Origin of the sequence: Paenibacillus sp. W4I10, assembly GCF_030816325.1 — a bacterium.
Classification (GTDB): Bacteria; Bacillota; Bacilli; order Paenibacillales; family Paenibacillaceae; genus Paenibacillus; species Paenibacillus amylolyticus_B.
The window spans coordinates 4,966,606-4,990,318 of sequence record NZ_JAUSXX010000001.1 but is presented as its reverse complement, the minus strand read 5'-3'; the positions used below and the strand labels follow the sequence as shown (position 1 = coordinate 4,990,318).

At 45.8% G+C, this 23,713-nt stretch carries 19 protein-coding genes; 15 read left to right on the top strand and 4 right to left on the bottom strand.

The genetic code is table 11. The features are described from left to right. Positions 1-151 precede the first annotated feature (151 nt). The 14 genes from QF049_RS22455 (at position 152) to QF049_RS22390 (ending at position 16,391) form a co-directional block, all read left to right on the top strand. On the top strand, positions 152-442 hold the full coding sequence (locus tag QF049_RS22455) for a hypothetical protein (protein ID WP_307540734.1): 291 nt from the start codon (positions 152-154) through the stop codon (positions 440-442). A 294-nt stretch (positions 443-736) separates the two neighbouring features. Beyond that, positions 737-1,252, top strand: a complete 516-nt coding sequence (locus QF049_RS22450) for a hypothetical protein (protein WP_307540732.1) — start codon at positions 737-739, stop codon at positions 1,250-1,252. A gap of 454 nt (positions 1,253-1,706) precedes the next feature. After that, the gene (locus QF049_RS22445; RefSeq protein ID WP_307540730.1) at positions 1,707-2,456 is read left to right on the top strand and encodes a hypothetical protein; all 750 of its coding nucleotides are present in this window, start codon (positions 1,707-1,709) and stop codon (positions 2,454-2,456) included. A 197-nt stretch (positions 2,457-2,653) separates the two neighbouring features. Next, positions 2,654-3,361 carry a uracil-DNA glycosylase gene (locus QF049_RS22440; RefSeq protein ID WP_307540728.1) on the top strand — a complete coding sequence of 236 codons (708 nt, stop codon included), beginning with the start codon at positions 2,654-2,656 and terminating at the stop codon, positions 3,359-3,361. Between the two features lie 105 nt (positions 3,362-3,466). Further along, positions 3,467-3,829 carry a hypothetical protein gene (locus QF049_RS22435; RefSeq protein WP_307540727.1) on the top strand — a complete coding sequence of 121 codons (363 nt, stop codon included), beginning with the start codon at positions 3,467-3,469 and terminating at the stop codon, positions 3,827-3,829. Between the two features lie 570 nt (positions 3,830-4,399). Further along, positions 4,400-6,514 carry a cache domain-containing sensor histidine kinase gene (locus QF049_RS22430; protein ID WP_307540724.1) on the top strand — a complete coding sequence of 705 codons (2,115 nt, stop codon included), beginning with the start codon at positions 4,400-4,402 and terminating at the stop codon, positions 6,512-6,514. Continuing rightward, a complete protein-coding gene (locus QF049_RS22425) occupies positions 6,505-8,298 on the top strand; it encodes a response regulator transcription factor (protein WP_307540722.1) in 1,794 nt (597 codons plus the stop codon). Before QF049_RS22430 ends, QF049_RS22425 begins: the two co-directional genes overlap by 10 nt. 173 nt (positions 8,299-8,471) lie before the next feature. After that, a complete protein-coding gene (locus QF049_RS22420; protein WP_307540720.1) occupies positions 8,472-9,785 on the top strand; it encodes an extracellular solute-binding protein in 1,314 nt (437 codons plus the stop codon). Between the two features lie 217 nt (positions 9,786-10,002). Further along, positions 10,003-10,872, top strand: a complete 870-nt coding sequence (locus tag QF049_RS22415) for a carbohydrate ABC transporter permease (RefSeq protein WP_307540718.1) — start codon at positions 10,003-10,005, stop codon at positions 10,870-10,872. 15 nt (positions 10,873-10,887) lie between these two features. Next, positions 10,888-11,763 (top strand): carbohydrate ABC transporter permease, encoded by an 876-nt coding sequence (locus QF049_RS22410; RefSeq protein WP_307540716.1) that lies wholly within the window; start codon positions 10,888-10,890, stop codon positions 11,761-11,763. Between the two features lie 107 nt (positions 11,764-11,870). Then, positions 11,871-12,512 (top strand): polysaccharide deacetylase family protein, encoded by a 642-nt coding sequence (locus tag QF049_RS22405; RefSeq protein WP_307540714.1) that lies wholly within the window; start codon positions 11,871-11,873, stop codon positions 12,510-12,512. Positions 12,513-12,658: 146 nt separating this feature from the next. Beyond that, positions 12,659-13,912: a mechanosensitive ion channel family protein gene (locus QF049_RS22400; RefSeq protein ID WP_307540712.1), complete on the top strand. Its 1,254-nt coding sequence runs from the start codon at positions 12,659-12,661 to the stop codon at positions 13,910-13,912. Positions 13,913-14,101: 189 nt separating this feature from the next. Next, a complete protein-coding gene (locus tag QF049_RS22395) occupies positions 14,102-15,349 on the top strand; it encodes a macrolide family glycosyltransferase (RefSeq protein WP_307540710.1) in 1,248 nt (415 codons plus the stop codon). Between the two features lie 187 nt (positions 15,350-15,536). Next, positions 15,537-16,391, top strand: a complete 855-nt coding sequence (locus tag QF049_RS22390; RefSeq protein ID WP_307540708.1) for an aldo/keto reductase — start codon at positions 15,537-15,539, stop codon at positions 16,389-16,391. A 109-nt stretch (positions 16,392-16,500) separates the two neighbouring features. Here the strand turns inward: QF049_RS22390 and QF049_RS22385 are convergent, their stop codons facing one another. Next, positions 16,501-19,674: an alpha-mannosidase gene (locus QF049_RS22385; protein ID WP_307540706.1), complete on the bottom strand. Its 3,174-nt coding sequence runs from the start codon at positions 19,672-19,674 to the stop codon at positions 16,501-16,503. 199 nt (positions 19,675-19,873) lie between these two features. Between QF049_RS22385 and QF049_RS22380 the strand changes: the two genes are divergently transcribed. After that, positions 19,874-20,797 (top strand): helix-turn-helix transcriptional regulator, encoded by a 924-nt coding sequence (locus QF049_RS22380; protein WP_307540704.1) that lies wholly within the window; start codon positions 19,874-19,876, stop codon positions 20,795-20,797. Between the two features lie 136 nt (positions 20,798-20,933). Here the strand turns inward: QF049_RS22380 and QF049_RS22375 are convergent, their stop codons facing one another. From QF049_RS22375 to QF049_RS22365, 3 genes are all read right to left on the bottom strand, one after another. Continuing rightward, a complete protein-coding gene (locus QF049_RS22375; protein ID WP_307540703.1) occupies positions 20,934-21,617 on the bottom strand; it encodes an ABC transporter ATP-binding protein in 684 nt (227 codons plus the stop codon). Further along, positions 21,617-22,738: an ABC transporter permease gene (locus tag QF049_RS22370; RefSeq protein WP_307540701.1), complete on the bottom strand. Its 1,122-nt coding sequence runs from the start codon at positions 22,736-22,738 to the stop codon at positions 21,617-21,619. Before QF049_RS22370 ends, QF049_RS22375 begins: the two co-directional genes overlap by 1 nt. A gap of 122 nt (positions 22,739-22,860) precedes the next feature. Beyond that, positions 22,861-23,427 (bottom strand): TetR/AcrR family transcriptional regulator, encoded by a 567-nt coding sequence (locus tag QF049_RS22365; protein WP_124118296.1) that lies wholly within the window; start codon positions 23,425-23,427, stop codon positions 22,861-22,863. Positions 23,428-23,713 lie beyond the last annotated feature (286 nt).

The window sequence follows — 23,713 nt, the reverse complement described above, 5'->3', positions numbered from 1 at the left end:
TGGTACTTAATGAGTAAGTACTATGTTGAAGGCGTTTAGAGAAAATCTCCAAGAAAAAAAGAATCAGACGGTGAGCATTTGAAGGATGCCCCACTTGTCTGATTCTTTTTTATATTATGTATATTTATTTATAAAGAAAAGAGGGGATCGGATGAAGAAGTTCGCAGATTATAAATATGAAGATTTATTCTTTAAACTGAGTTTATACCAGAGAGTTGATATTAACATTAACAATTTTACTAGAAAGACTTCTACAGCTGTTGTTAAACATTATGGTGCATTTGAAATGGATGTTTATGAAACTCATTATTCTTCTGATTTCGCCTTCCGGCGATCACTCAGCGACAGTACCATCAAACGCAAGATCGATGAGGGTATTGAGAGTGTCGGCAATACTTTGAAGCTTATCGGCTTTTTTGAGCAAGACGATGCTGAGTTTTAAAAACGAAAGGAGCGGGGATTTCCCTCGCTTCTTTTTCCATACGCTATATCCGAATTTGACCAAAGAAATAGCCAATGTCATAGGTTTGAAACCTGACCTGGCTATATCAATTCCTAGCTATATTAATGCCACTCTGTGAAATGTTATTTTTCCGCTCTCAATTGTTTATTTGGGTAATTATTAAAGTAGAGTTAATTATAATAATTTATTGACAATATTTAACTAGAGATATATACTTAATACAGTATCAACCAATTAATACATAATAGAGGAATTCGGGAGGAGTTTAATTTTATGAAGAAAAAAAATGCTTTTATTGCGACATTATCTTTAGCGCTGGCAACAACAGGGGTAACTGCTTTTGCTTCACCAAGTACAACTCAGGAGAATGTAAGTCCTGAATCTAGGGTAACAGAAAGTCTTCCAATTAATAATCCTTTTGTGGAAGATCAATTGATAAGCCCAATGGTTATTGATACGAGTAACCCTATTGGCGATAAAGTATCGGGAGGCGCAGTTGTACCAAAGTACTTTAGTGTAAATGCGGGGTATGGTCATATTAAACTTTTGTTGAAAAACTATAGCAGTAAACCAGTTACTGTTACCTTAACACATAATTATAGTAAAAGAGTATATTTCTCTAGAGTAATTGAAGGAAATGGTTCCTTAACATGGAAAAATTTCGAGGAAGGTTACGAACAAGGGATGATTGGTGGAGACTATACGCTTCAATGGAGCGGTGCCGGTAATGCTGTTAATGGTGAATTTTTTGGGAAAACTGGTTCATCCATTTCCGATGTTAGAGATTAATTCAATTTTTGTTGCTCAGAAAGCTCCCGATTTCCGGGGGCTTTTTTTTGCCTAATAATCAAATGATTTGTGAATAGAGTGAACCATAAAGACTATGTATAACATTTTCCTTTCTTTAACACCATGATAATAACTCTCTTTCATTGAAATCTCTCTTTTTATTGTTGTTTTTCGGGAGCTTAATTTGATCCCACTTATAAGGAATCAAATGGTCTCATACAGGCCCCTATAACAAGGAAAGTAATTATAAGCCTATTATTTATACCATTTTGGCAACTGGTAAATAAAATAGTATTTTTGCTTTATTTTGTTACAAAACAAAGGCGACAGAAAAGTTGAACCTACAGAGAACCTATTCTGAACTTATCTTGAGACTATGTTGAACCCCACATGACCATTTTTCCGTGATACATTAGGAGCATAGAAAAAGGCGGGAAGAGTATTTAAGAGAATTGTGTCATCTCCAAATGTTAACTACGATTCTTTATTGACGGCTGCAGGAAGTTCCTCTATTAATTCAACGAGCGATAGAAGAGTGAAATATGAAGAGTTGTTAAGAGGACTTGCATTAGACAATCGTGTTCATTATTCTAGTGACAATTCTAAGTTGTTAAATATATTTAGAATTAACAACGATGGCTTTTTTTCTCATTTTACTTATCTCAGAATTTTTCATTATGCTCAGTCTAATATGAATCTTACTATAGGCAACCTACCTAAAGGTTTTTTTAAATTAAAGGATATGTATAATGAATGTTTCAAATATACGGTTAAAGATATAGATTCGTTTATGGATATATGCTTGTTTTTACAGAAAGAGGGAGCGTTTTTAAATTTAAAGGGAACCATCTCTACCATAAATGGTGAAGACTTTATTATGTTGGGACCAAGCGGGTATTATTATTTAAATTACTTGAAAACGAACCCGTATTACCTAGCATTGGTAGCAATTGATACACCGATTGCAGACCAAGCTACAGCTGATAGAATAGCGGGTCTCTATCAAAGATCACTAAATACAGTAGATTTCCAAAGGAATAGGCGCTTTATTGATATAGCTAAAGTGTTTGCACAGTATCTAGCTGAAACAGAGGCGGAGGAACTTATTGCTTTAAAAAATGCTAATTGCCCGAATATGGATAATCCTATGTTCCAAATTGGTGACGGCATAAAAAGTACATTACATGAAACAGAAAATGAATAAAAAAGATCGACCGTTGCTGGTCGATCTTTTTTATTCAGTACCAAATGGGGGGCGACGCCCCTCGCCTCCATTAGAGTCAAGTCAAAAGCCATCAACCAGTGTTCTGGTTGGTGGTTTTTCTGTTTATGCTATAATCTTTGTAAAATAAGCTGATGCAAGCCCAATTTACTCCGTATCTCCCAAAGGAGGAAAAAAACATGAGCCAAACGCAGCAAGAGATTCGCGAGTTTGTTGCAGGGATACAAGCATATGTGTCGCCAGTAAATGTAATTAATCCTTGGAGAGATTATGTGACGGGCTGTGATATCGGCTCCGAAGCGGTGAAGATTCGTTCTGAACATTTGACCAGATATTTGGAACCAAGAATGTTCAAGGCTCGGTACATTTTTATTGCTGAAGCCGTGGGATATCAAGGGGCGCGGTTCTCCGGTGTACCCTTGACGTCTGAGCGGATGGTTACCGGGAATCACTCGCTGGTGGATCACCAGATGATTTTTCCAGGTGAGCCGGGTGTCCGAACGAGCTTGCCCAATATCGCCAAACCTAACCGCAGTCAGGCGCTGTATGGATTCGCAGAACCGACAGCATCCATCATATGGGGCGAAGTGTTATCCAGTTCAAGGTGGAAACCAACTGACTTTATTTTTTGGAACATCTATCCCTTTCATCCTTATCAATCTTCTGAGAACAGGATGACGAATCGAACGCCGACTTTGGCAGAGTTGGAGGATGGTGTGTTATTCGCCAGACAGCTTATGCAACTGAATCCTGATGCTCAGATCGTGGCTATTGGCAGAAAGTCAGCAGACACATTAAGCGCCCATCTCATTAAACATCATCATGTTCCTCATCCTGCAAACGGAAGAGCAGTACAATTCCGAAAAGCGGTAAGGTCAATAATCTAGCCCATTTGGAACTGGAGAAATGAAGGCTGACACATGTATTCTTATCGTTCAATTGCTCGCACATAACATAATGCCTATCCTATAAAGATTGGTTGGTGAAGCTAAATGAGTGAAAAATACTGGCTTGTGGTGCAATATCCAATGAAGAGCGCGCAGGGCAGCAAACGAGATCATTGGTTGAAGGAAAAGGTGATGGAATATATGGAAACCGTTCTAACCCAGGTGGACTTGGGAGAGGTGGATGGATGTGATCTGGGTAGCCGTGTGGCTGATCCAAAGGAATATGTAATGAACATTTTCTGTGTGGTAACGGACGAGGATCGGAGCATAGCTCTAATTAAAAAAGTGCTGAGGGAAAGCCGGCTCGATTACACCCGCATCCAAATCGCCACGATGCCATATGGCACAGATGGAAGCTACACACTGCAATATGCCTCCAAAAAAGGCGTTACCGAATTCTCGCTTTGATCACGATTCGCTGTTTCCTACCATAACGAACGGTACTTCTCCTGCCCGAGGGCAGTTTGCCCGGCACTTTCCCCACTTAGATCCATCATACGAGAAACGATGATTGAATTTCCCAACCTTAACCATTCGATCAACAGGCTGCAAGCAGTAAGAATTATGCTCGTACATATCGTAATTCTGCTCAAAAGTATGCGCATTTCAAGGTAGATATTCATCAGCGTCTCTTAATATTAAGATCTTCCGCGTCCCCCGCATCACTCTCCATCCAGCACAACTTACAACTAACAACTTACTATCTGTATCCTCCAAAGTTTTATAAAGCAGTGCTCCTTGGGGTTTCAAGTCAAGGGGCCCCATACCCGAAGTATTCACAACATCCGTCTTCTCACATCCTCATTTCTACTTTACTCAGTCATGTCATCCCCAAGCGATAAAAAGAATTGAGCCTCCTCCATACACCGTCCTATAATATACAATTGTATACAATCCAAGAGAGTGGTGGATAACACAACAGGTCATCCGATCCAAACCGTTAAACCCATCACACCTCGGAACCAAAGGAGGGTTACAGTGCAAAACAGAGCAAAGGATGCAACAACAGAGACAGCAGAAGCAGCAGAAGAAGATGCAACGATTGAAGCGACAGCAACAGCATCAGATGTCGAGACCAATGCAGAAGCAAACGAAAATACGAAAGATAACACCAGTGCAATGAAGAAGAATTGGACTCCCCGTTTCAAAGAGTTTATTCGACGTAAACCCAAGACGCTGGCTTTTAAAATCCCGTTTGCCTACTTTGTCATTATTCTGCTAACGGTGGCGTTCAGTGCATTGGTGTTGAATCGAATCTCGGAAAATGACGCGCAGCGAAAGATCAATGAAGCATCACTGCAGACAATCACATCCATTGAGACCAATGTTAATCTGATGATCGGGAACGTAAACAATTATTCGAAGATGATTTTCTCCGATCCCAATTTGCAGAACCTGCTGCGACAGGGCAATGTGTACTCCAATTTACAGACACAGTCCAAGGTTAGCGCGTATTTGACCAATCTTATGCAAGCGGTTCCAATTATTGATTCAGTCTATATTTACGATAATTCGGGTCACCGATTCTCGGTCGGTACACAGGAATGGCCCACGTTTATGGAAGCGAGTGTGAAGGAAGCCCCGTGGTACGAACAGGCTTTGAAGCACAACGGACGATATCTGCTCAGGCTGAATGGTGGCAACAACGACAGCGGGGTCTCGACGACGGGGGAGAATGATGGGCAAGAGGTGGTTTCGTTTATTCGCCTCATTCGGGATCTGGATGATACGTCTCCGCTTGGGTTTTTGGTCATGAACATCAAGGGAAAATCCATTGCTCAAGCCTATGCTAACCTATCTGCACCGGATTCATTTCAGGTCGCCATTCTGGATGAGCATCAGCGGGTGATCGCAACGAACGCAACCGATGGAAAGAAGGCCGTACCTGCTGTATCCGACGAATCCATGTCTGCCGCTTCTGGACAGGAAGGGATGCACGAGATGTTAGAGGCCAATCAGGCCAAGTTAAAACAAGCATTTCAAGAGCAATCCTCCGGCTTCATCACCTTGCAATCGGGGGTTCAGGAATATGCGGTTACCTATCGTTCGGCTGGTGATGATCAGTGGAAATTCATCAGCATGAGTCCATACCGGGCTACAGATACCCGTAATAAATCCATGGTGCTGCTTGCACTGATCCTACTGGCGGTGAATGGGACTGTCTTTTTTGTCAGTTCATTCATCATCTCGCGGAGCGTCATTAAGCCGATTCACAAGTTGCTTCGTTCCATGCAGAAAGCACCAAGCGGCAATTTCCGCAAAGTGACGGTTGAGCTGAACAGCTACGAATTCGCACAGCTATATGGAGGATACAACCAGATGATTGAGCAGATTGACCAGATGCTGAAACGCATCATTCAGGAGCAGCAGACGATCCGCCGAGCAGAGCTGAATACACTTCAGGCGCAGATCAAGCCGCATTTTCTATACAACACACTGGATTCTATTACCTCTCTGGCGATGTCGGGCATGAACGATAAGGTATGTGAGCTGTTAGAAGCGCTCGGAAGTTACTATCGACTGAGTGTCAGCAAAGGTCGTGAACTGATTACCCTGCACGAGGAGGTTGAGATTGTACGCAATTATCTGACGATCCAACAGGTGCGATACCCCGGTATATTTGAGGTGCAATACGATATTGCTCCAGATTGTGAGCGGGTGATGATTCCCAAGCTCGTGCTCCAGCCGCTGGTGGAAAATTCACTGTATCATGGCATTCGTCCCAAAGGCAGCCCAGGCACGATACGCATTCAAGCACGTCGATCCAAGGAAGGGGTACTTCTAACGATTACTGACGACGGAGTCGGCATGTCCGAGGAAGAAGTGCAGCAGCTTCAACGCAAAGAAATAAACCGTTCTAACCGTTTTGACTCAACGAACTCATCTAATTCAACTAATCTTTCCAATCCTTCCGATTTTTCTAAGATTACCTATAACTCTAAACACAATCCAAGCTTTGGCTTATGGGGAACGCTGGAGCGACTTCGTATTTTCTACGAAAGAGAGGATGGACTCAAGCTGGAGAGCGAGGTTGGAAAAGGAACCACCATTATGATAACGATCCCGAAGGGAGCCGATGAATCATGGAATTAACTGTAGAACCTTTAAAGGTATTGATTGTGGACGATGAATACCTCATCCGAAATCTGCTGCGTATGCGTATCGATTGGGAACAGCAAGGCATGGTCATCGTTGGCGAGGCCTCCGATGCACAAGAGGCTTTGGATCAGGTGGAGCTGTTGCGTCCAGACATCGTATTCACGGACATATACATGCCGAAGATGGACGGCATTGAACTGAGCGGCATTCTCATGGAGCGTTACCCGAGCCTGAAAATCGTGGTTGTGACGGGACATGATGAATTTGAGTATGCTCGTCAGAGTGTGAAGCTGGGCATATCCGATTTTATTTTGAAACCCATTCGTGCTTCTGAGTTATTACAGGTTACGGCGAAGCTGCGATTGGCGATTGAGCAGGAGATTGGACGTGAGTACGAGCTGATGAAGTTACGGGAGGAAATGGAGCAGAGCTTGCCTTATCTCAGAGAGAGGTTTGTAAATCAATGGTTAAGTCATGTGGTGCCTGAGGATGAACTATACGAGAAGGCGCGATTCTTCGGCATTCCTATCTCGTCTGGTGAACCTGGATTACGCATCGCATTAATGGAGGTTGAGGTTGCTGTACCGCAAGCGAAGATAGCTGCACCAGAGGTATATCCACATCTGCCCGAGACAGCTCATCAAGTTCATCAAGCTCATCAAGCCCGTCAACCTCACCAACTCAGCCAAGTTCAACGAGAGCCTCAACACGATCAAACCCATTTAAGCTGGCATCAGACAGAAGCCCATCCACAACCCGCTGAGGAAATACATATTCTGCTGCGAATGGTAGGCATGAAGCAGGTGCAGGCTTTTTATCCGCAGGATTCGCAAACCATTATCGTCATGGACCCGCATAACCGGATCGTTGTGCTCTCGCTTGGTTGGGATACGGAATTTGCCAATCAGGTACAGCAGCTTCAGGAAGAACTTCAACATACGCTTAAGCTCGAAGGGTGTGAAGTTGATGTGACCGTAGGGATTGGGCAATGGCAATCAAGATGGGGAAAGGCTTGTGTGGGCTACCGGGAAGCATGTCGTGCACTGGATTATCAGGCATTTGTGGGGAAAAATCAGGTCATTTGCTTCGAGGATCTGGTCATCGAAGGCGGGAAAAGGCCGTACCACTCGGATGCTCAGCTGCTCCAACAACTGCAATTTTACGTCAGTGTTGGTGCGGGGGAAGAAGCCGTATTGTTGCTGGAGCGAATGTTGTCTGTGCCGTTCTCGGACGTTTCACAGTTTCGGATGGCAGCCATGGATGTGGTTACGGAGTGCCAGCGTGCTGCCATAGAGCAGCAGCTTGAGGGAGAGCACGCATTGAACAAAGAGGCCGTTGCGGCCATTTTTACAGCAAATCATCTGCCCGAACTAAAAAGTATGCTGGAGCAGCATATCCGCACCGTATCGGATGTCATACAAGCCAAGCGACAGACCAAGGAAGGCAATCTGATCGATCGGGTGATGGCTTATCTTGAAGAGAATATGGGCAATGCCGAAGTGGGGCTTTCCAGCACCGCGGCTGTTTTTTACGTAAGTTCGGGCCATCTCGGGCGGCTGATGAAAAAAGAAACCGGGCAGACATTTGTGGAATATCTGACCCAACTCCGCATGAAGAAGGCTGAACTGCTGCTGAAACAGACGGATATGAAAGGTTATGAGATTGGGGAACAGGTAGGTATCCCGGACCCACACTATTTCAGCGTCTTGTTCAAAAAACATATTGGCCGATCCATGAATGAATATCGAAATGTAAAACATGAAAAAACGAGATTGTAGTCTGGAGTGTTGGGGGAGTGCGGAGAAGGTCTGAGCGTAAACCCGCTTCCGGTTCCAATTCCACATATGTTCGAAAATTACAAATCGATGCCTGTTTTCTAAATGGAGAACAAAGCACAGTTTGCCTAAAATATGGGCTAGAACAACGAAAACACATAGGGAGGTCCGTATATATGAAAGCGCTATTAAAAAAATCGGCAAGTCTAATTCTGACGCTGGGAATTGTAAGCAGTCTAGCGGCATGTTCATCCGGCTCGTCCGGCGGTGCACAGGGGGAAAGTAATGGGAAGATCAAGCTGACGCTGTGGGATCAATCAGTCGGCAATACCGATCCTTCGGCCAAGCTGCTGCCCGAGATTGTTGAGAAATGGAACAGCGAGCATCCAGACATTCAGGTTGAACGTACGGGCACGACAGGAGAACAGTATAAAACCAAAGTCAAAACATCGATTGCAGCCGGTGAAGCGCCAGACCTGTTCTATGGCATGGGTGGCGGCAGCTTCATGCAGCCGTACATCAAATCCGGCAATGTGCTGGAAATCTCAAGTTACCTGAAGGACGATATCAAAGAACGGATGGGCCCGGGTATGGCTGAGGCAATCAATATGGACGGCAAAATCTACACATTGCCCGTGTACACACATATCGCCAACCTTTACGTGAACACGGGATTGTTCGAGCAGGCGGGTGCCAAGATACCGACCACTTATAACGAACTGCTGGATGCAGTCACCAAGCTGAAAGCGGCAGGCATCACCCCGGCTGTAATTGGGGAAAAGGACCGCTGGCCGGGCATGTACTGGTACGACATTATTGCGATGCGTCAGGCAGGCAATGCTGCGGTGATGGAAGCCTTTAAAGATCCGTCGAAATGGGATTCGCCCGACTTTGTAGCCGCCGCGACTAAAATACAGCAGCTTGCGCAAGCAGGAGCGTTCAACAGCAGCATGTTCAGCATGAGCTATGACGAGATGCTTGGGGCATTTAATGCAGGCAACGGGGCGATGATGTTCCAGGCCAACTGGGTGAATGCAGGAATCGAGGACCCGTCTTCCGCAGTCAAAGGCAAAGTGAAAGTGATTCCGTTCCCGGTATTTGAAGATGGCAAAGGCACAAATACCGAAATCTTCGGTGGAGCCGTCGATGGTTTCTACATCAACCAGAATACCAAGCATCCAAAGGAAGCCGTGGAATTCCTCATGTATCTAAGCGAGCAGCTTGGTACACAAGGTTTCCTGGCTGGAGCCGGCCTGCCAAGCTGGAAAACAGATGCACTCGACACGTCCAGTCTGTCCTCCCTGGATCTTTCTGCGGCAGATATTATGAAAACGGCGACCTCATTCATCGCGTGGTGGGATAACATTCTGCCAGCGGAGTCTGCCGAAGCGCACAAAAACCTGATTGCCCAACTGCTTGCCGGCGATGTAACACCGGAGGAGTTCTGCAAACAGATGGCACAGCTCAAACCAACAGAGTTAAGTCTATAGGAAACAGGTATGCGTGTATGCGTGTGTGCAAGCCTACAAGCTTAAATGCTTACAGGCCCTGGAAGGTCCTTACGCTACAAGTCTTTGCCTATTCCCTGTGAATATCTTACGCATAGACCTTGTGAGCTTGCATGGCTACCGCTTCTAACAATGAAGATGAACCCAAACAAGGCGTGGTCCGGCATATCCCGGTCACGCCTTTGAGAGGAGAACAACAATGAACTCTGTATTTTCCAATAAAGGCACGATAGCCGTCTTTGTACTGCCGACGCTGCTTCTGTTCTGCGGCATTGTGCTTATTCCGATCTCTGTCTCCAGTTATTACAGTCTGCTGGACTGGAACGGCGTAGGCAAGGGTACATTTATTGGCCTGGACAACTATGTAGAGATGTTTAAGGATACCCGTGTGCTGAATTCGATCAAAAACTCTCTGTTATTCGCGGGAGCTTCGGTGTTCATTCAACTGCCGATCTCGCTGGTGCTTGCACTGATATTGGCGTCTAACGTCAAGGGGGAAGGGTTCTACCGGACCGTGTATTTCATCCCGGTGTTGATCTCAACGGTGGTTATTGCCCAGTTGTGGTCAAAAATCTACAATGCTGATTATGGCCTGCTGAACGTGCTGCTGCAAAGTATCGGCTTATCCAGCCTGGCACAGGATTGGCTGGGGCAGAAGGACACCGCCCTGGCAGCATCGTTTATTCCAACCTTGTGGCAGTACGTGGGGTATCACATGCTGCTGATGTACGCAGGAGCGAAATCCGTCTCACAGGATGTGCTTGAAGCTGCAAGAATGGATGGTGCTTCACGTCTTCGCACGGCGTGGTCCATTATGATCCCTTTAATGAAGCCCATCCTGAAGGTAAGCCTTGTATTTTCGGTCATCGGTGCATTCAAGGTGTTTGACCTGATCTATGTGCTGACGGGCGGCGGCCCGTTCTATACCACTGAAGTGCCGAGCACCCTGATGTACGCCACCATTTTTGATACGTTCCGGTACGGGTATGGCAGTGCGATCTCGGTCTTTATCATTGTGGAGTGTCTGGTATGTACGATCCTCATTAATTCATTGTTCAAAACGGAATAGAAGGAGGCATGAGGCATGAGTACCGTAGAAGTCATGTTGCAAAAAAAGCCCAAGCCAAGGTCCATCTCCGGACCAATCGGGAAAGTGTTCCTGCAAGCGTTTCTGATCCTTGTCGCAATTGTGCAGATCTACCCGCTCATCTGGCTGGCGCTGTTTTCCTTGAAGGATAACAGTGAAATCTTTAGCGGTGATGTAGCCGGGTTGCCCAAAGCGTTTCTGTGGAGCAACTACACCAAAGCAATGTCCGACGGCCATGTGCTGACCTATTTTATGAATAGTGTGCTGGTTACTGCTGCCTCCATTGTCTTGGTACTGATCTTGTCTTCGATGACGGGATACGCAATCACAAGAATGAACTGGAAGCTCAGTGGGTTCACGATGACGATTATTTTGCTGGGCATGATGGTGCCGATCCATGCGGCGCTACTGCCATTGTTTATTATTTTGAAGAATCTGAGCCTGCTCAACAGCTACTGGTCACTGATCATTCCCTATGTGGCATTTGGCATTCCGATGGCGGTATTCATTCTGGGCAGTTTTTTCAAAGGTATCCCGAGAGAGATGGAAGAGTCGGCGGTTATCGACGGCTGCGGCATCTACCGGACGTTTTTCTCTATCATTCTGCCTCTGGTAACCCCGGCTATATCAACGGTAGCCATCTTCACGTTTTTGTCGTGCTGGAATGAGCTGATGTTTGCGGTCACGTTTATCAATAACACGGCTTATCAGACATTGACGGTGGGCATGATGTCGATGGTGGGAACGTACATTACGCAATGGGGCATCATTGGTGCGGGACTGATGATTACGACGGTGCCAACGGTGGTCATCTATCTGCTGTTGAACAAACAGGTGCAGAAGAGCATGATCGCAGGTGCGATCAAAGGTTAAATTAGAAGCGTAGGTAAAGGTGTGATCTCTGGACTAGACCGCGGTCTATGAACATGGAATAATAAGAGGTATGTAGCCAGTCAGTTGCAGAGAGGGGTCATTATGGTATGGTCAATATCGCGATGGTAGAGCAGGAGTCTGTTCGGGAAAAGGTTGTGGCGTTTACGTTTGATGATGGGCCGCATCCGGTGTATACACCTCAAGTACTTGAGATATTCCGTCGTGCCGGTGGGCAGGCAACGTTTTTCATGATTGGTAAAGAGATAGAGGCTCATCCGGAGATTGCGGCGGAGGTATACCGTGAAGGGCATGAGATCGCAAACCATACATACACGCATCCGGACCTGACCAAGCTGACTCTGGAGGAAGCCGGGGAAGAGTTGCAACGCGCAGAACATCTTGTTCAAGAAGTTACGGGGCAACCTGCCCGCAGCTTCCGACCGCCGTATTTTGGCGTAAACGATGATATACTGTCTCTGGCAACGGAGCGTGGATATCGCACGATTGGTGCGGTCAACGGTGATGCGAAAGATTGGGATAATCCCGGCGTTGAGCATATCGTGGAGCATACCCGGTCTGCGGTAAAACCTGGCAGCGTGCTGATATTCCATGACGGGTACGGAGACCGTTCCCAGACGGTGGAGGCGGTTCGTATGCTGGTGGAGGAACTGGTCACAGAAGGGTATCGATTGGTGACGGTGAGTGAGCTATTGGACATTTCTCGTGAGCAGGATGAAAAGATAACATAATCAAGTGGACCCATCATTCTTTGAATGACTGGGTCCTTTTTATATATAATTTATATAGGAAGAACGGAGCGGAAGCACAAACTTTGCTTGCCCTCTCAAACTACTTTATAATAATAGGCTAAACTAGATTATGTCAGGAGGAAACAATGGACTTTATCAAAAATCAACTAGAAGAACTCGGCATGAGTGGACCCTCCATTGGTTATCTTTCAAACATCATTATGATTATTTTTATAGCAGTGATCTCGATATTGGCGAATGTGATTGCCAAGCGAGTGGTACTGAAGACGGTGCATCGTATCGTAAGTAACAACCGTTTCAAGTGGGGCCATATTGTAGTTCAAAAAAATTTATTTCAGAAACTGTCGCATCTTGTGCCAGCCATTATAATCTATTATTCGGCTTATATTTTCTCGCCCTATCAGGCCATAATTGAAAAAGCAGCAATGACCTACATGATTGTCATCATGATCACGGTACTGAATGCTTTGCTTAATGTATTCGATGATATCTATCGTACCTATGAGGTGTCGAAGATTCGCCCAATCAAGAGTTACATTCAGGTAGCCAAGATCGTTCTGTTCATTATCGGGGGCATTATCGTCATCTCCAGCCTGATCGGACAGAATCCGCTCATTATCCTCAGTGGACTTGGGGCGTTATCGGCGGTATTAATGCTCGTGTTCAAAGACTCGATCCTGGGCCTCGTGGCTGGCGTACAGCTATCGTCGAATGATATGGTGCGCGTCGGAGACTGGATCGAGATGCCCAAGTATAATGCGGACGGCGATGTCATCGACATTACATTGAACACAGTGAAAGTGATGAATTTCGATAAAACGATTACGATGATTCCAAGCTATGCCCTTATTTCGGACTCGTTCCGGAACTGGAGAGGCATGCAGGTGTCCGGTGGCAGAAGGATTAAGCGGAGTATCTATATTGACATCAGCAGTATTCGTTTTTGTACGGAAGAGATGGTGGCGGAATTTGAGAAGATTCATTACCTGACGGATTATGTCACTTCCAAACTTAAAGAAATTCAAGCGTACAACATGGAGCACCAGGTGAATACTGAAAGCAACGTGAACGGCAGACAGCTGACAAATGTCGGTGTATTCCGGGAATATATCCATCAATATTTGAGAAATCATCCAAAAATCAATAAAGATATGACGATGATTGTGCGTCAATTGGCACCGGAAGATCGCGGGCTGCCTCTGGAAATCTATGCATTCAGCAATGATATCAACTGGGGTGTATATGAGAACGTTCAGGCGGATATCTTTGACCATATCTTCGCGGTGGCGTCAACATTTGGACTGCGGGCCTTCCAGAATCCAACCGGACATGACATTGTGCAACTGAAAGAGGATAAACAATATTCGAGCGGATATTGAGATCCGAAGCACCGTAAAGGTGCTTTTTTTTGTTTAAAAAGTGACATATATACCATTTACAAAAATGGAAATTATTAATAGTATATTTATATGGGTCTGATTCCCATATTCTATTTTTTTATCTTCTCAATCATATGGATATACAATGTACCGCTTTGATTATTGGAAAATTTGATGGAGGTGAGCTTCGTGGCACGTGTGTTAGTTGTGATGATGCCTGCAGAAGGGCATATCAATCCGTCGCTCGGATTAATCAAGGAGTTGATAGAGAGCGGAGATGAGGTCGTCTATTGTTGTACTGAAAAATACCGGACGAAGATTGAAGCGTTAGGTGCTCAATTTAAAGCTTACTCCTTCAGCGAGGCAACCCTACTCAACAACCCCAATATGAAGCCATTTGAAATCAAGCATCCGTACCAATTCTTATATATGATTCTGAAAAAAATAATTCAACGGTTTATTCCGGATGTTCTGAATCTGATCGAAAATGAAACCTATGACTATTTAATTTTTGATTCCTTAATCGGCTGGGGCGGACAAATTTTGGGCGAAAAGCTGGGGATACCCACGATCTGCTCGACCAGCACCTTTGTTTTTGTAGAGCCTCTCGGGTCAGGTAGTCATAATCTGAAGGATGACAATGAGGAGGTTCAGGAGCTATATAATCGAATCATGGAGATGTCCAAGCAATTGGCTGCCCAGTTCAATGTAGCTGTGCCTTCTTTGAAAGATCTTTCAGGGCATTCAGGACAACTGAAGATTGTCTATACAAGCCGCTATTTTCAACCCATGGGGGACAAGCTGGACGACAGCTTTGTGTTCACTGGCCCCTCCATTATTCCTCGTAAGGATGCGCCTGCTTTTGCATACGAGTCTCTTCGAGCTATGTATAAACAGGCGGTTTATATTTCGATGGGGACCATTTTAAATAGAGACCTTGATTTGTATAAGCTCTGCTTTGCAGCCTTTCGTGATTTGCCTGTGCAATTTATATTGGCTTCGGGAAAGGATACCGATCTGGAGCCGATTGCGGATCTTATTCCCGACAATTTCATCATTAGACCGTACCTGCCTCAGTTGGAAGTGCTGCAACATGTCGATGCGTTTCTGACACATACAGGTATGAACAGTGCAAGCGAAGCGTTGTATTACCATGTGCCGTTGATCATGCTCCCGTTAACCTCGGATCAGCCTCATGTAGCAAGCCGTGTGCAGGAGCTGGGAGCGGGGGTCATCGTGGATAAAAACAACCTTACACCTGAGGTGCTGAGAACCGCGGTGTTAGAGGTGCTCGGCAATGATTCCTACAGGGAACATGCAGGAGTGATTGGGAACACACTGCATGATGCTGGCGGGTATAAGCGGGCAGCTGCTGCCATCAAAGACTTTTTGGGCAATCGACCTTTATCAGCCAAGACTATCTCTTCCCTCGAATGAAGAGGCGACTTTCCTCTTATTAGAGAGGTTGGCTTACCGTGTGAACAGAGCGAGAGGTCGAAGGGATTCTCGATGATGATGTACAATTGATTCAAGCGCTTGAGGAAAGGTTAGAGATAACCGAGAGCACATGTCATTTTGTCGCATTAAAATAGGAAGCATACCTTTCACAAAGGAGAGTTCTCACATGAATCATCACATTCCGGAATATACATTGAACGATGGCTTGAAAGTACCTGCAATTGGATTTGGTACCTATAGTTTGAAAGGTGAGGAAGGCGTTAAATCGATCGCGTCTGCCATGGAGGCGGGGTATCGATTAATTGATACGGCGTATAACTATGAGAATGAGGCAACCGTGGGCAGAGCAATCAAGCAAAGCTCCATCGCCAGAGAAGAACTGCTCATTTCCTCGAAGCTGCCGGGGCGTTATCACGCTCATGATAAAGCACTCGTGGCGATCCAGGAATCCCTGTACAGAGCGGATCTGGATTATTACGATCTGTATCTGATTCACTGGCCCAATCCGAAGAAGGACATGTATGTCGAGGCATGGCAAGCGCTGATCGAAGCCAAAAAGCGTGGATATATCCGGTCCATTGGAGTGAGTAACTTCCTTCCTGAGCACAATGAACGGCTGATCAAGGAAACGGGCATAGCACCGAGTCTGAATCAGATTGAGCTGCATCCATTCTTCGACCAAGCCGATCAGCGGGAACAGGATACGAAGCATGGCATCGTGAACGAATCCTGGAGTCCGATTGGACGTGGCAATGATGCCGTACAGGATATTCTCAAGGATGAGAACATTCTTCGGATCGCGGAAACGCATGGCAAAACACCAACCCAGATCATTCTGCGCTGGCATGTTCAGCTGGGTTCCATTCCAATTCCGAAGGCGGGCTCCTTGCAGCATCAGCAGGAAAATATCGATATATTCGATTTTGAGTTGAGCACAGAAGAGATGCAGGTCATCTCTGCATTTAATCGTCCGGATGGACGGTTGTGGGATCAGGACCCAAGCGAGTACGAAGAATTTTAAAGAAGGACAAGTGAAGGGCTGCTCCCATGTCAGATATGACAGGAGGCAGCCCTTTATTGTTGAAGCATATTAAGCATTGTTGCAGTTTTCCATGTTACGTAAGTTCTGTTTAGTGTCCGGCAGGGATACGGAAGGTCAGAATCTCATACGGTTTGATATCAAAAGTAATTCGACCATTTTCCACGGCGCATTCTGCTTCGTTGTTCTCGAGCAAATCACACGCATACGCCGTAGCACCTGCTCCCTCAGGCAATTGCAGGGAAGCACGGCTGCGGCGGCCGTGTGCTTCATAGAGACGGATGATCATATCATCATTGTTCTCGGCTTTTTTGATAACCTCCAGCACGACATTATCCTGATCTACCGATGCCAGTGACCATATTCCCGGCAATGTACCGGTTTGCGATGCAATCTCACGGGCAACCAGAGGACGGTTGAGATCATAAGCGGCTTGGATGACACGTCCTTCACGGAAGTCGCCCTGATGCGGATAAAGTGCGTAGGTGAATACGTGCTGCTCTTTGTCGGCATTTTCATTCGGGTACGTTGCGCTCTTGATCAGTGATAGTCGCATCACGGAGTTATGAATGTCATATCCGTATTTGCAGTCGTTCAGCAGAGCAGCACCGTACCCGTTCTCCGCCAGATCGGCCCACTTCTGCCCGCATACTTCAAACCGGGCTTGATCCCAGCTCGTATTACGGTGGGTAGCACGCTCAACGTTGCCGTACTGGATTTCGTAGACTGCTTTCTCACTCCAGATATCGAGCGGGAAGGCGGCTTTCAGCAGCAAATGTTCCTGTTTCCAATCCACTAACGTACGGAAATCAATCCGGCGTGTATGCGCGTAGAAGATGATCGTTTGCTCAATGACAGAGTCCAGGAACTGCCGCTTCACTTGCAACACGGAACGCACCGGCCCGCTTTCAACCCACTCCAGTGACTGCAGGTCATTAATCTCCCACATATGCTGTTCATAATAGTCGTCAATGTTCCATGCCTCGTATTCCGCAGGTCGATCCTCGAATACTTGCAGTGCATTACCACGCTTGCCAGACTGAAGCAGCTCACGACCCTCCAACTTGTCCCATACGGATATGAATTCGGCACTTTCATTCAGGTGAATATCGTACCAAGGTGTATGGATGTGGCGCTGATTGGCTTCCCACTGTGCAACCGATACGCCCGCGACAAGTTCGTCTGTCAGATCCGGTGTGATTCGGAAAGATTTATACCCGGATGCAGGCACGTTCTCTGCAAGGAACACGAGTCCGCCTTCGGGAGTACGTTGGCTGGGTACAGGGCGATCTCCATCATGGACGGTCACTTTTCTCGCAAAAGCAGGCAGTTCAACCACATCCGTCCGTACGAATCCGGTGGTGTTGAATACCACAATGGCTTCGCCATCAGATGTAATTTGGCTTGCAATGCCGTTCAGTGCGCTGTCTTTCAGCTCATCCGTGACACGCAGAACTTCTTCATATTGCTCCTTGGAATCCACATATACCTGCTCAATGGAGCTGCCCGGGAGAATATCATGGAACTGGTTCAGCATCGTCAGCTTCCATGCATGCTCCAGTGCATCGGTTGGATAGGCCGCCTGTGCATTCGCCTGACGATGAATCATGGCATACAGTTCGGCATCGGCCAGTGCAAATTCGCTATGACGGTTGTACCGTTTGTTGCGCGCCATGGACGTGTAGGTACCCCGGTGATACTCCAAATACAGCTCACCCGACCAGCGGGGAACGGAAGGGACCTCCGCCAGATTTTGCTCCAGCTTCTCGAAAAACTCGCGTACAAAGGTACGTTTCACCGCGGGTACACCCGGCAATCCGACATCAAATCGTCTGCCATGCTCCAGCATCTCCTCGGTTGGTCCACCGCCGCCGTCCCCGAAACCGAAACATTGCAGGACATCTGCATTGATGTTTTTGTTCTGGTATCGCTGCCACGTGCCTTTCACTTGCGAAGCATTAAACCGTCCATTATAAGTCGTTTCGAAGCGACGCTGCCTGAAATCAGGATGTTTGTCATAGTCTGTTGCTGTGATGAAATGGGTCAGGACCTCTGATCCGTCGATTCCTCTCCAGTACATTGTGTCGTTCGGAATCTGGTTTGTATCATTCCAGGCAATTTTGGTTGTCATAAAATAATCAATGCCACTCTTGCGCATAATCTGCGGCATCGCTGCACTATAACCAAACACATCCGGCAACCAGAGCACACGGTTCTCTACGCCGAACTCTTCCTTGAAGAAACGTTTCCCGTATATAATCTGACGGATCATGGATTCGCCGGAGATCAAGTTACAATCAGCTTCCAGCCACATCGAACCTTCGGCTTCCCAGCGGCCTTCGGCCACCTTTTCCTTGATTTTTTCATAGAGAGACGGGTAGTCTGCTTTCAGGTACGCATATAACTGGGGTTGCGAGGACATGAACGTGTATTCTGGAAACTTGTCCATCAGATACAATACACTCGCAAAGCTGCGAATGACCTTCTCCCGGGTCTGATCCAATGCCCATAGCCATGCCACATCGATATGCGTGTGTCCGATACAGTGAACGGTTGGGATGTGATCACCAGCAGGGCGGACATCACCATAGACATGATCTTGCAGATATTGGCGCGCTTCCGGTACCGACGCATGGAATTCTGCGCTGTTCTCCTGACGCAAATCCAGCAGATTCACGGCTTTATTCAGATGTTCAACCAAATTCAGCCGCTCCAGATCATCCTCACGCAGCAGATCCGCAGCATCGAGCGCAGCCTTAAGATCGTAATATAGATCGGTGACAGGCTGATGATGCTCAGCTACATAGACATTGAGAAAGACATCGGCCGCCGAAGTACTACAGTACGCATATAAAGCCAGTTCGAATTCTTCCCCTTTTGCCGCGGCAGGTGTCAGGTCAATTTCCGTATGGTTCACATCCAGACCACAGATCAATTCCCCATTGAGGAATGCCAGGAATTGCGGATTATCATAGTTCCAGATATCATCCGCACCGGTGACAATGGTACATACGACTTTTTTCCCTTCCATATGATCCGGGATGCGAATCCGGGTTTTGAAGCAGCTGTGTACATCTTTACCGCCCCAGCCATCACCTTTACGAAATACGTTCCAGGAGGAAGGGTCTTCATGCACCAGTTCCCAGGAGTGGTAACCACTTTCTTTATGATAAAGCTCCGGTATATATGTCTTTGAGGTCAGTCGTGCACGTTCCAAGTGTTTAACTATGGTATGGATCCGAGTATACAAGGAATTCATTTTCATGTTGGTTTCCCACCTTGGTTTGTAGTAAGTACAGGCTGTAGTCGTCGTTGGAGCAAGAATACTGCAAGCGCTAACATATCAACTCTATCATAACAAAGGGGAAAGGGAGCAAACTACGTAATGTATGCTGAAAAAGACGTCTTTTTATTGCATTTCATGCTAAAATAAAATCATTAGTATCGGGATAGGGGGCATGTCCATGACAACATCCGTTTTGACATACGAGAAGGGATATGTAATCCTTGTCAATCAGCCTGGAGACGAACTTTTTTATCATCTGGACTATGACGAACGCTCCCATGACTTGAATATGGAGTTTCAGCACTTTCATGATTTTTATGAAGTCTGTATTCTGCTGGATCGCACGGCTGCGCATATTATTGAAGGCAGTTTATATGAGATTCATCCATTGGATATCGTGCTGCTGCGACCTTCTTTGCTGCATAAGACGCAGTATCCGAAAGGTACACCGCCAAAACGCTTGATGATTAATTTTGCGATGCCTCGCCATATGCCAGGACTTGAGAGCGGTTACAATGAACTATTCTCCATATTTGATGAAGAGGTTCCGATTTTCCGCTTCCCGGAAGAACGGCGCAAAGAAATCCTCGCGCCCATCAATGATATTTTTGCCATATCCCAGCAGCGATCTACGCTTCAACCGGTTGTGATCCATCATAAATTTGTAGAATTTCTATGTGCAATTCATCGTTACGCGGCAGAGAACGGGTATGTGCGAGAAGAGACAGGATCATCGATGTCCCGGCGCATGTATGCCATTGCATCCTATATTCACAGCCACTATCAGCAGGATTTATCTTTGGACGAGGTGTCCAGGCGGTTTTATGTAAGTGCCCACCACTTGTCCCGCCAATTCAACAGGGTCACTGGTTTTACCTTCACGGAGTATGTGCAGATGACCCGTACTCGAAATGCCCAGCAATTGCTGCTGAATTCGAGTGAAAAAATTACGGACATTGCTGCACAGTGTGGTTTCGCCAGCTTTTCCCAGTTCAATCGCATCTTCAACAAACAGAGCGGTATGTCACCAAGTGCCTATCGACGGAGCAGACCATCGCAGAGCAAACATGAAATGGTGCTTGTGGGTGAAAGACCCGAGTGACGTTAGCGCCTAGCGTGAGATAACAAGCGGAGTGATGGACAGGCTTAAATTGCTAGTTAGTTGGCTATTTTTTCTGGACAGGAGATTTTCATGAAAATAATAGTTAAGGACACGGTATAGGGTTGGGACCATATATTTATGATTTAGCTAGGGACAAACCGCCATCATACATCCGATATACCTTATCACAATATTCAAGCATGCGCTCATCATGGGTAACCATAATGGCCGCTTTTTGGCGTGATTTCACTTCTTGCGCGATTAGACTAACCACTTCATGGGCTCGTTTGGTGTCCAAACTGGCGGTTGGTTCATCGGCTAAGATGATGTTGGGATTATTCATTAACGAACGCGCAATGGCTGTCCGTTGTTTCTCACCACCGGATAACTCTTCGGGAAAACTTTTTAACTTCAAACCCAGCCCCAGTTCTTCCAGCAGTTTGGTGGCAAATGCCTTATCCTCTTTTTTGACCGTTCCCGCCATTCTTCTTACAACTAGCAGTTGATCGAGAACATTTAGATAGGGAACTAGATTGGAAGATTGCATAATAAATCCAACTTCTTGCAGCCGTATAGTAGATAGCTCTTTCTCCGTAAGCTTCGAAATATGATTTCCGTTTAGTTGAATATCTCCTTCGGAGGCTTTCAGCATAGCCCCAGCAATAGACAAGAATGTACTTTTACCAGAACCAGAAGGTCCAACGACAGCAACAAACTCCCCCGGTTCCACGGATATGGATACATGATCGAGCGCGGTGATCCGATTGTTTCCTTCGGCATAATACATGGTGACTTCCCGCATGTGCAATCCCTTACTCATTATTCAACCCTCCCGAGCGCCTTAAGCGGATCAATCTTTGTAATTTTGCGAACAGATACCAGTGAACTTAACATAGCGATAACCAGCAAGATAATAGAATAATTGAAGACAAGACTGGTTTCTAGCTTAAATGGCATTCCTTTTGGCATAATTGCTGCTGTCCCATAAGTCAGCAAGATTCCAACAACAATGCTAGTCAGCGAAAGTACAAACACTTGCGAGATAATGGCTTTTCCCAAGAAACGGTTACTAGCGCCTATCGCTTTCATAATGCCAAACTGGTTGGTTTTTTGCATCGTAATGACATAGAAGAATACCCCGAGTACAAATGCAGAGATCGCGAGCAGAAATGCAAGCATCATCAGGATCGTTCCGTTCTCTTCTTTGTATCCTGGCATGCCTTGCACAGCTTCCGACCGGGTAACTGTATCCGTACTGGATAACTCTTTATTTATAGCTTCTGGATCAATATTTTCGCCTTGTAACATGATCGCATTAACCGGTCCGGCCATTCCTTTATCTGAACCTGGAGCCGCAAAGGCAATCTTCCGCCATTCAGCCATTGGGGTAAATACGGATGCAACGTGGTTATAGGTCTGATTCTCCACAAATCCGATAATTGTCAATGATTCCGTCGTGCCATCCAGTTGAAAGGTGTCCCCGATATTATAGCCCTCATCTTTTAGGGTCGAATTCACAACCACCCCGGTGGGATTCTCGGAAGACAGGTTTTCACCTTCTACAATAGCTGGTTCCAGGAAGCTTCCTGGGTTAATTCCTATAATCGCTATATCGACTTTATCTTCATTCTTGGTACTCGTCTCTTTCATTGCTGTTGCCATCGTACTTCCCATAGGTGATGCAGCATCCACATTAGGAAGTTGTTCCGCCTTCGCCACCAGTTGATCTGACAGCAGTGACTTGCTCATGGAAGACTGAGCCCCTTCTTCAAAGATGACATAATCAGCCTTCATGGTCTTGAATGTTGATGCGGCTAGCGTGGACAATCCATTCCCCAGACCGGATAAAATAAATACCAACCAAGCCATTAGTACGAAGATAATGATAATCATCAAAAACTTCATTTTACTATGCATTAACTCCTTCATCGCTAAAAACATGATCTGTTCAACTCCTTCTCTCTTTTTTTTGACACATGTGTCAAAATAGATGCGCGGCCACGCGGTCTTCATCATTAAACGACATAAATGACACTTGTGTCAAATTAAATCCAAGAACAAACTTAGCTCTTGGCTCCTCCGATCCACATTTGGAACAGCAGCTTTCCCCAATCAGGCGTAGGGATATTCATCATGTTAGGCGTATTAATTAAGTTGAAGAATACACCAACAAGTACAGGTAGAGGGATATCTTGCCGGAGGGCCTGATCCTGCTGTGCGCGTTCAAATAAGCGTGATAATTGAATTTTGAGGGTCTTATGTGCTTCCTCAATAAATTCAAGATCTCTCGCTGCCGCAGCAGAATTAGTCGTATTAATTTTACTGGCATCTCCCAGAAGTTGATGGAGCGTCGATTCTTCTGCGTAGATCAGAAGCAGTTGCTCAAGAGCATCCATGGGATCAGTCTCATCAACGGCTAATGAATTCTCCAACACGGTTGCTATTACACGCTTCATACAAGCAGCAACAATCTCTTCTTTATTAGCGTAATATTGATATATCGTGCTCCGGGCTCCAGATAGATGCTGTGAGAGCAGCTTAAGATGAAAACCGTCGTAGCCATGCTCAAGAATTAATTTCTTGGTCGTATCCAGTAGCTCTGTTTCGGTAAAAGATTGTTTTCTTCCCATTGAATCTCTTCCTTTTTCTCATTTAAAGTTAGTGTGAACTTCACGTAATCGAGGTTGTACTTTAGGTCTACAGGGGTTCTACACTTCCCTTGTTTATTATGATCAGTTTAGCATATGTTTGATGTCCATAATACCAACCAAGACGATTGGTCTGAATAAATGGGTGGACATATACAAAAAGGCAAACCCTTGAACTTACAAGGGTTTGCCTTTTTCTTTCTATTCATCGAATACCGACGATATACCGATACATCTGCAATTGATCTTACGATCAGACTCACGCATG

Bases quoted from the DNA above. Each gene is read 5' to 3' on its own strand.
- QF049_RS22455 (WP_307540734.1), top strand. From the start codon at position 152: ATGAAGAAGTTCGCAGATTATAAATATGAAGATTTATTCTTTAAACTG.
- QF049_RS22450 (WP_307540732.1), top strand. From the start codon at position 737: ATGAAGAAAAAAAATGCTTTTATTGCGACATTATCTTTAGCGCTGGCA.
- QF049_RS22440 (WP_307540728.1), top strand. From the start codon at position 2,654: ATGAGCCAAACGCAGCAAGAGATTCGCGAGTTTGTTGCAGGGATACAA.
- QF049_RS22435 (WP_307540727.1), top strand. From the start codon at position 3,467: ATGAGTGAAAAATACTGGCTTGTGGTGCAATATCCAATGAAGAGCGCG.
- QF049_RS22425 (WP_307540722.1), top strand. From the start codon at position 6,505: ATGGAATTAACTGTAGAACCTTTAAAGGTATTGATTGTGGACGATGAA.
- QF049_RS22420 (WP_307540720.1), top strand. From the start codon at position 8,472: ATGAAAGCGCTATTAAAAAAATCGGCAAGTCTAATTCTGACGCTGGGA.
- QF049_RS22415 (WP_307540718.1), top strand. From the start codon at position 10,003: ATGAACTCTGTATTTTCCAATAAAGGCACGATAGCCGTCTTTGTACTG.
- QF049_RS22410 (WP_307540716.1), top strand. From the start codon at position 10,888: ATGAGTACCGTAGAAGTCATGTTGCAAAAAAAGCCCAAGCCAAGGTCC.
- QF049_RS22405 (WP_307540714.1), top strand. From the start codon at position 11,871: ATGGTCAATATCGCGATGGTAGAGCAGGAGTCTGTTCGGGAAAAGGTT.
- QF049_RS22400 (WP_307540712.1), top strand. From the start codon at position 12,659: ATGGACTTTATCAAAAATCAACTAGAAGAACTCGGCATGAGTGGACCC.
- QF049_RS22390 (WP_307540708.1), top strand. From the start codon at position 15,537: ATGAATCATCACATTCCGGAATATACATTGAACGATGGCTTGAAAGTA.
- QF049_RS22385 (WP_307540706.1), bottom strand. From the start codon at position 19,674: ATGAAAATGAATTCCTTGTATACTCGGATCCATACCATAGTTAAACAC.
- QF049_RS22380 (WP_307540704.1), top strand. From the start codon at position 19,874: ATGACAACATCCGTTTTGACATACGAGAAGGGATATGTAATCCTTGTC.
- QF049_RS22375 (WP_307540703.1), bottom strand. From the start codon at position 21,617: ATGAGTAAGGGATTGCACATGCGGGAAGTCACCATGTATTATGCCGAA.
- QF049_RS22370 (WP_307540701.1), bottom strand. From the start codon at position 22,738: ATGTTTTTAGCGATGAAGGAGTTAATGCATAGTAAAATGAAGTTTTTG.
- QF049_RS22365 (WP_124118296.1), bottom strand. From the start codon at position 23,427: ATGGGAAGAAAACAATCTTTTACCGAAACAGAGCTACTGGATACGACC.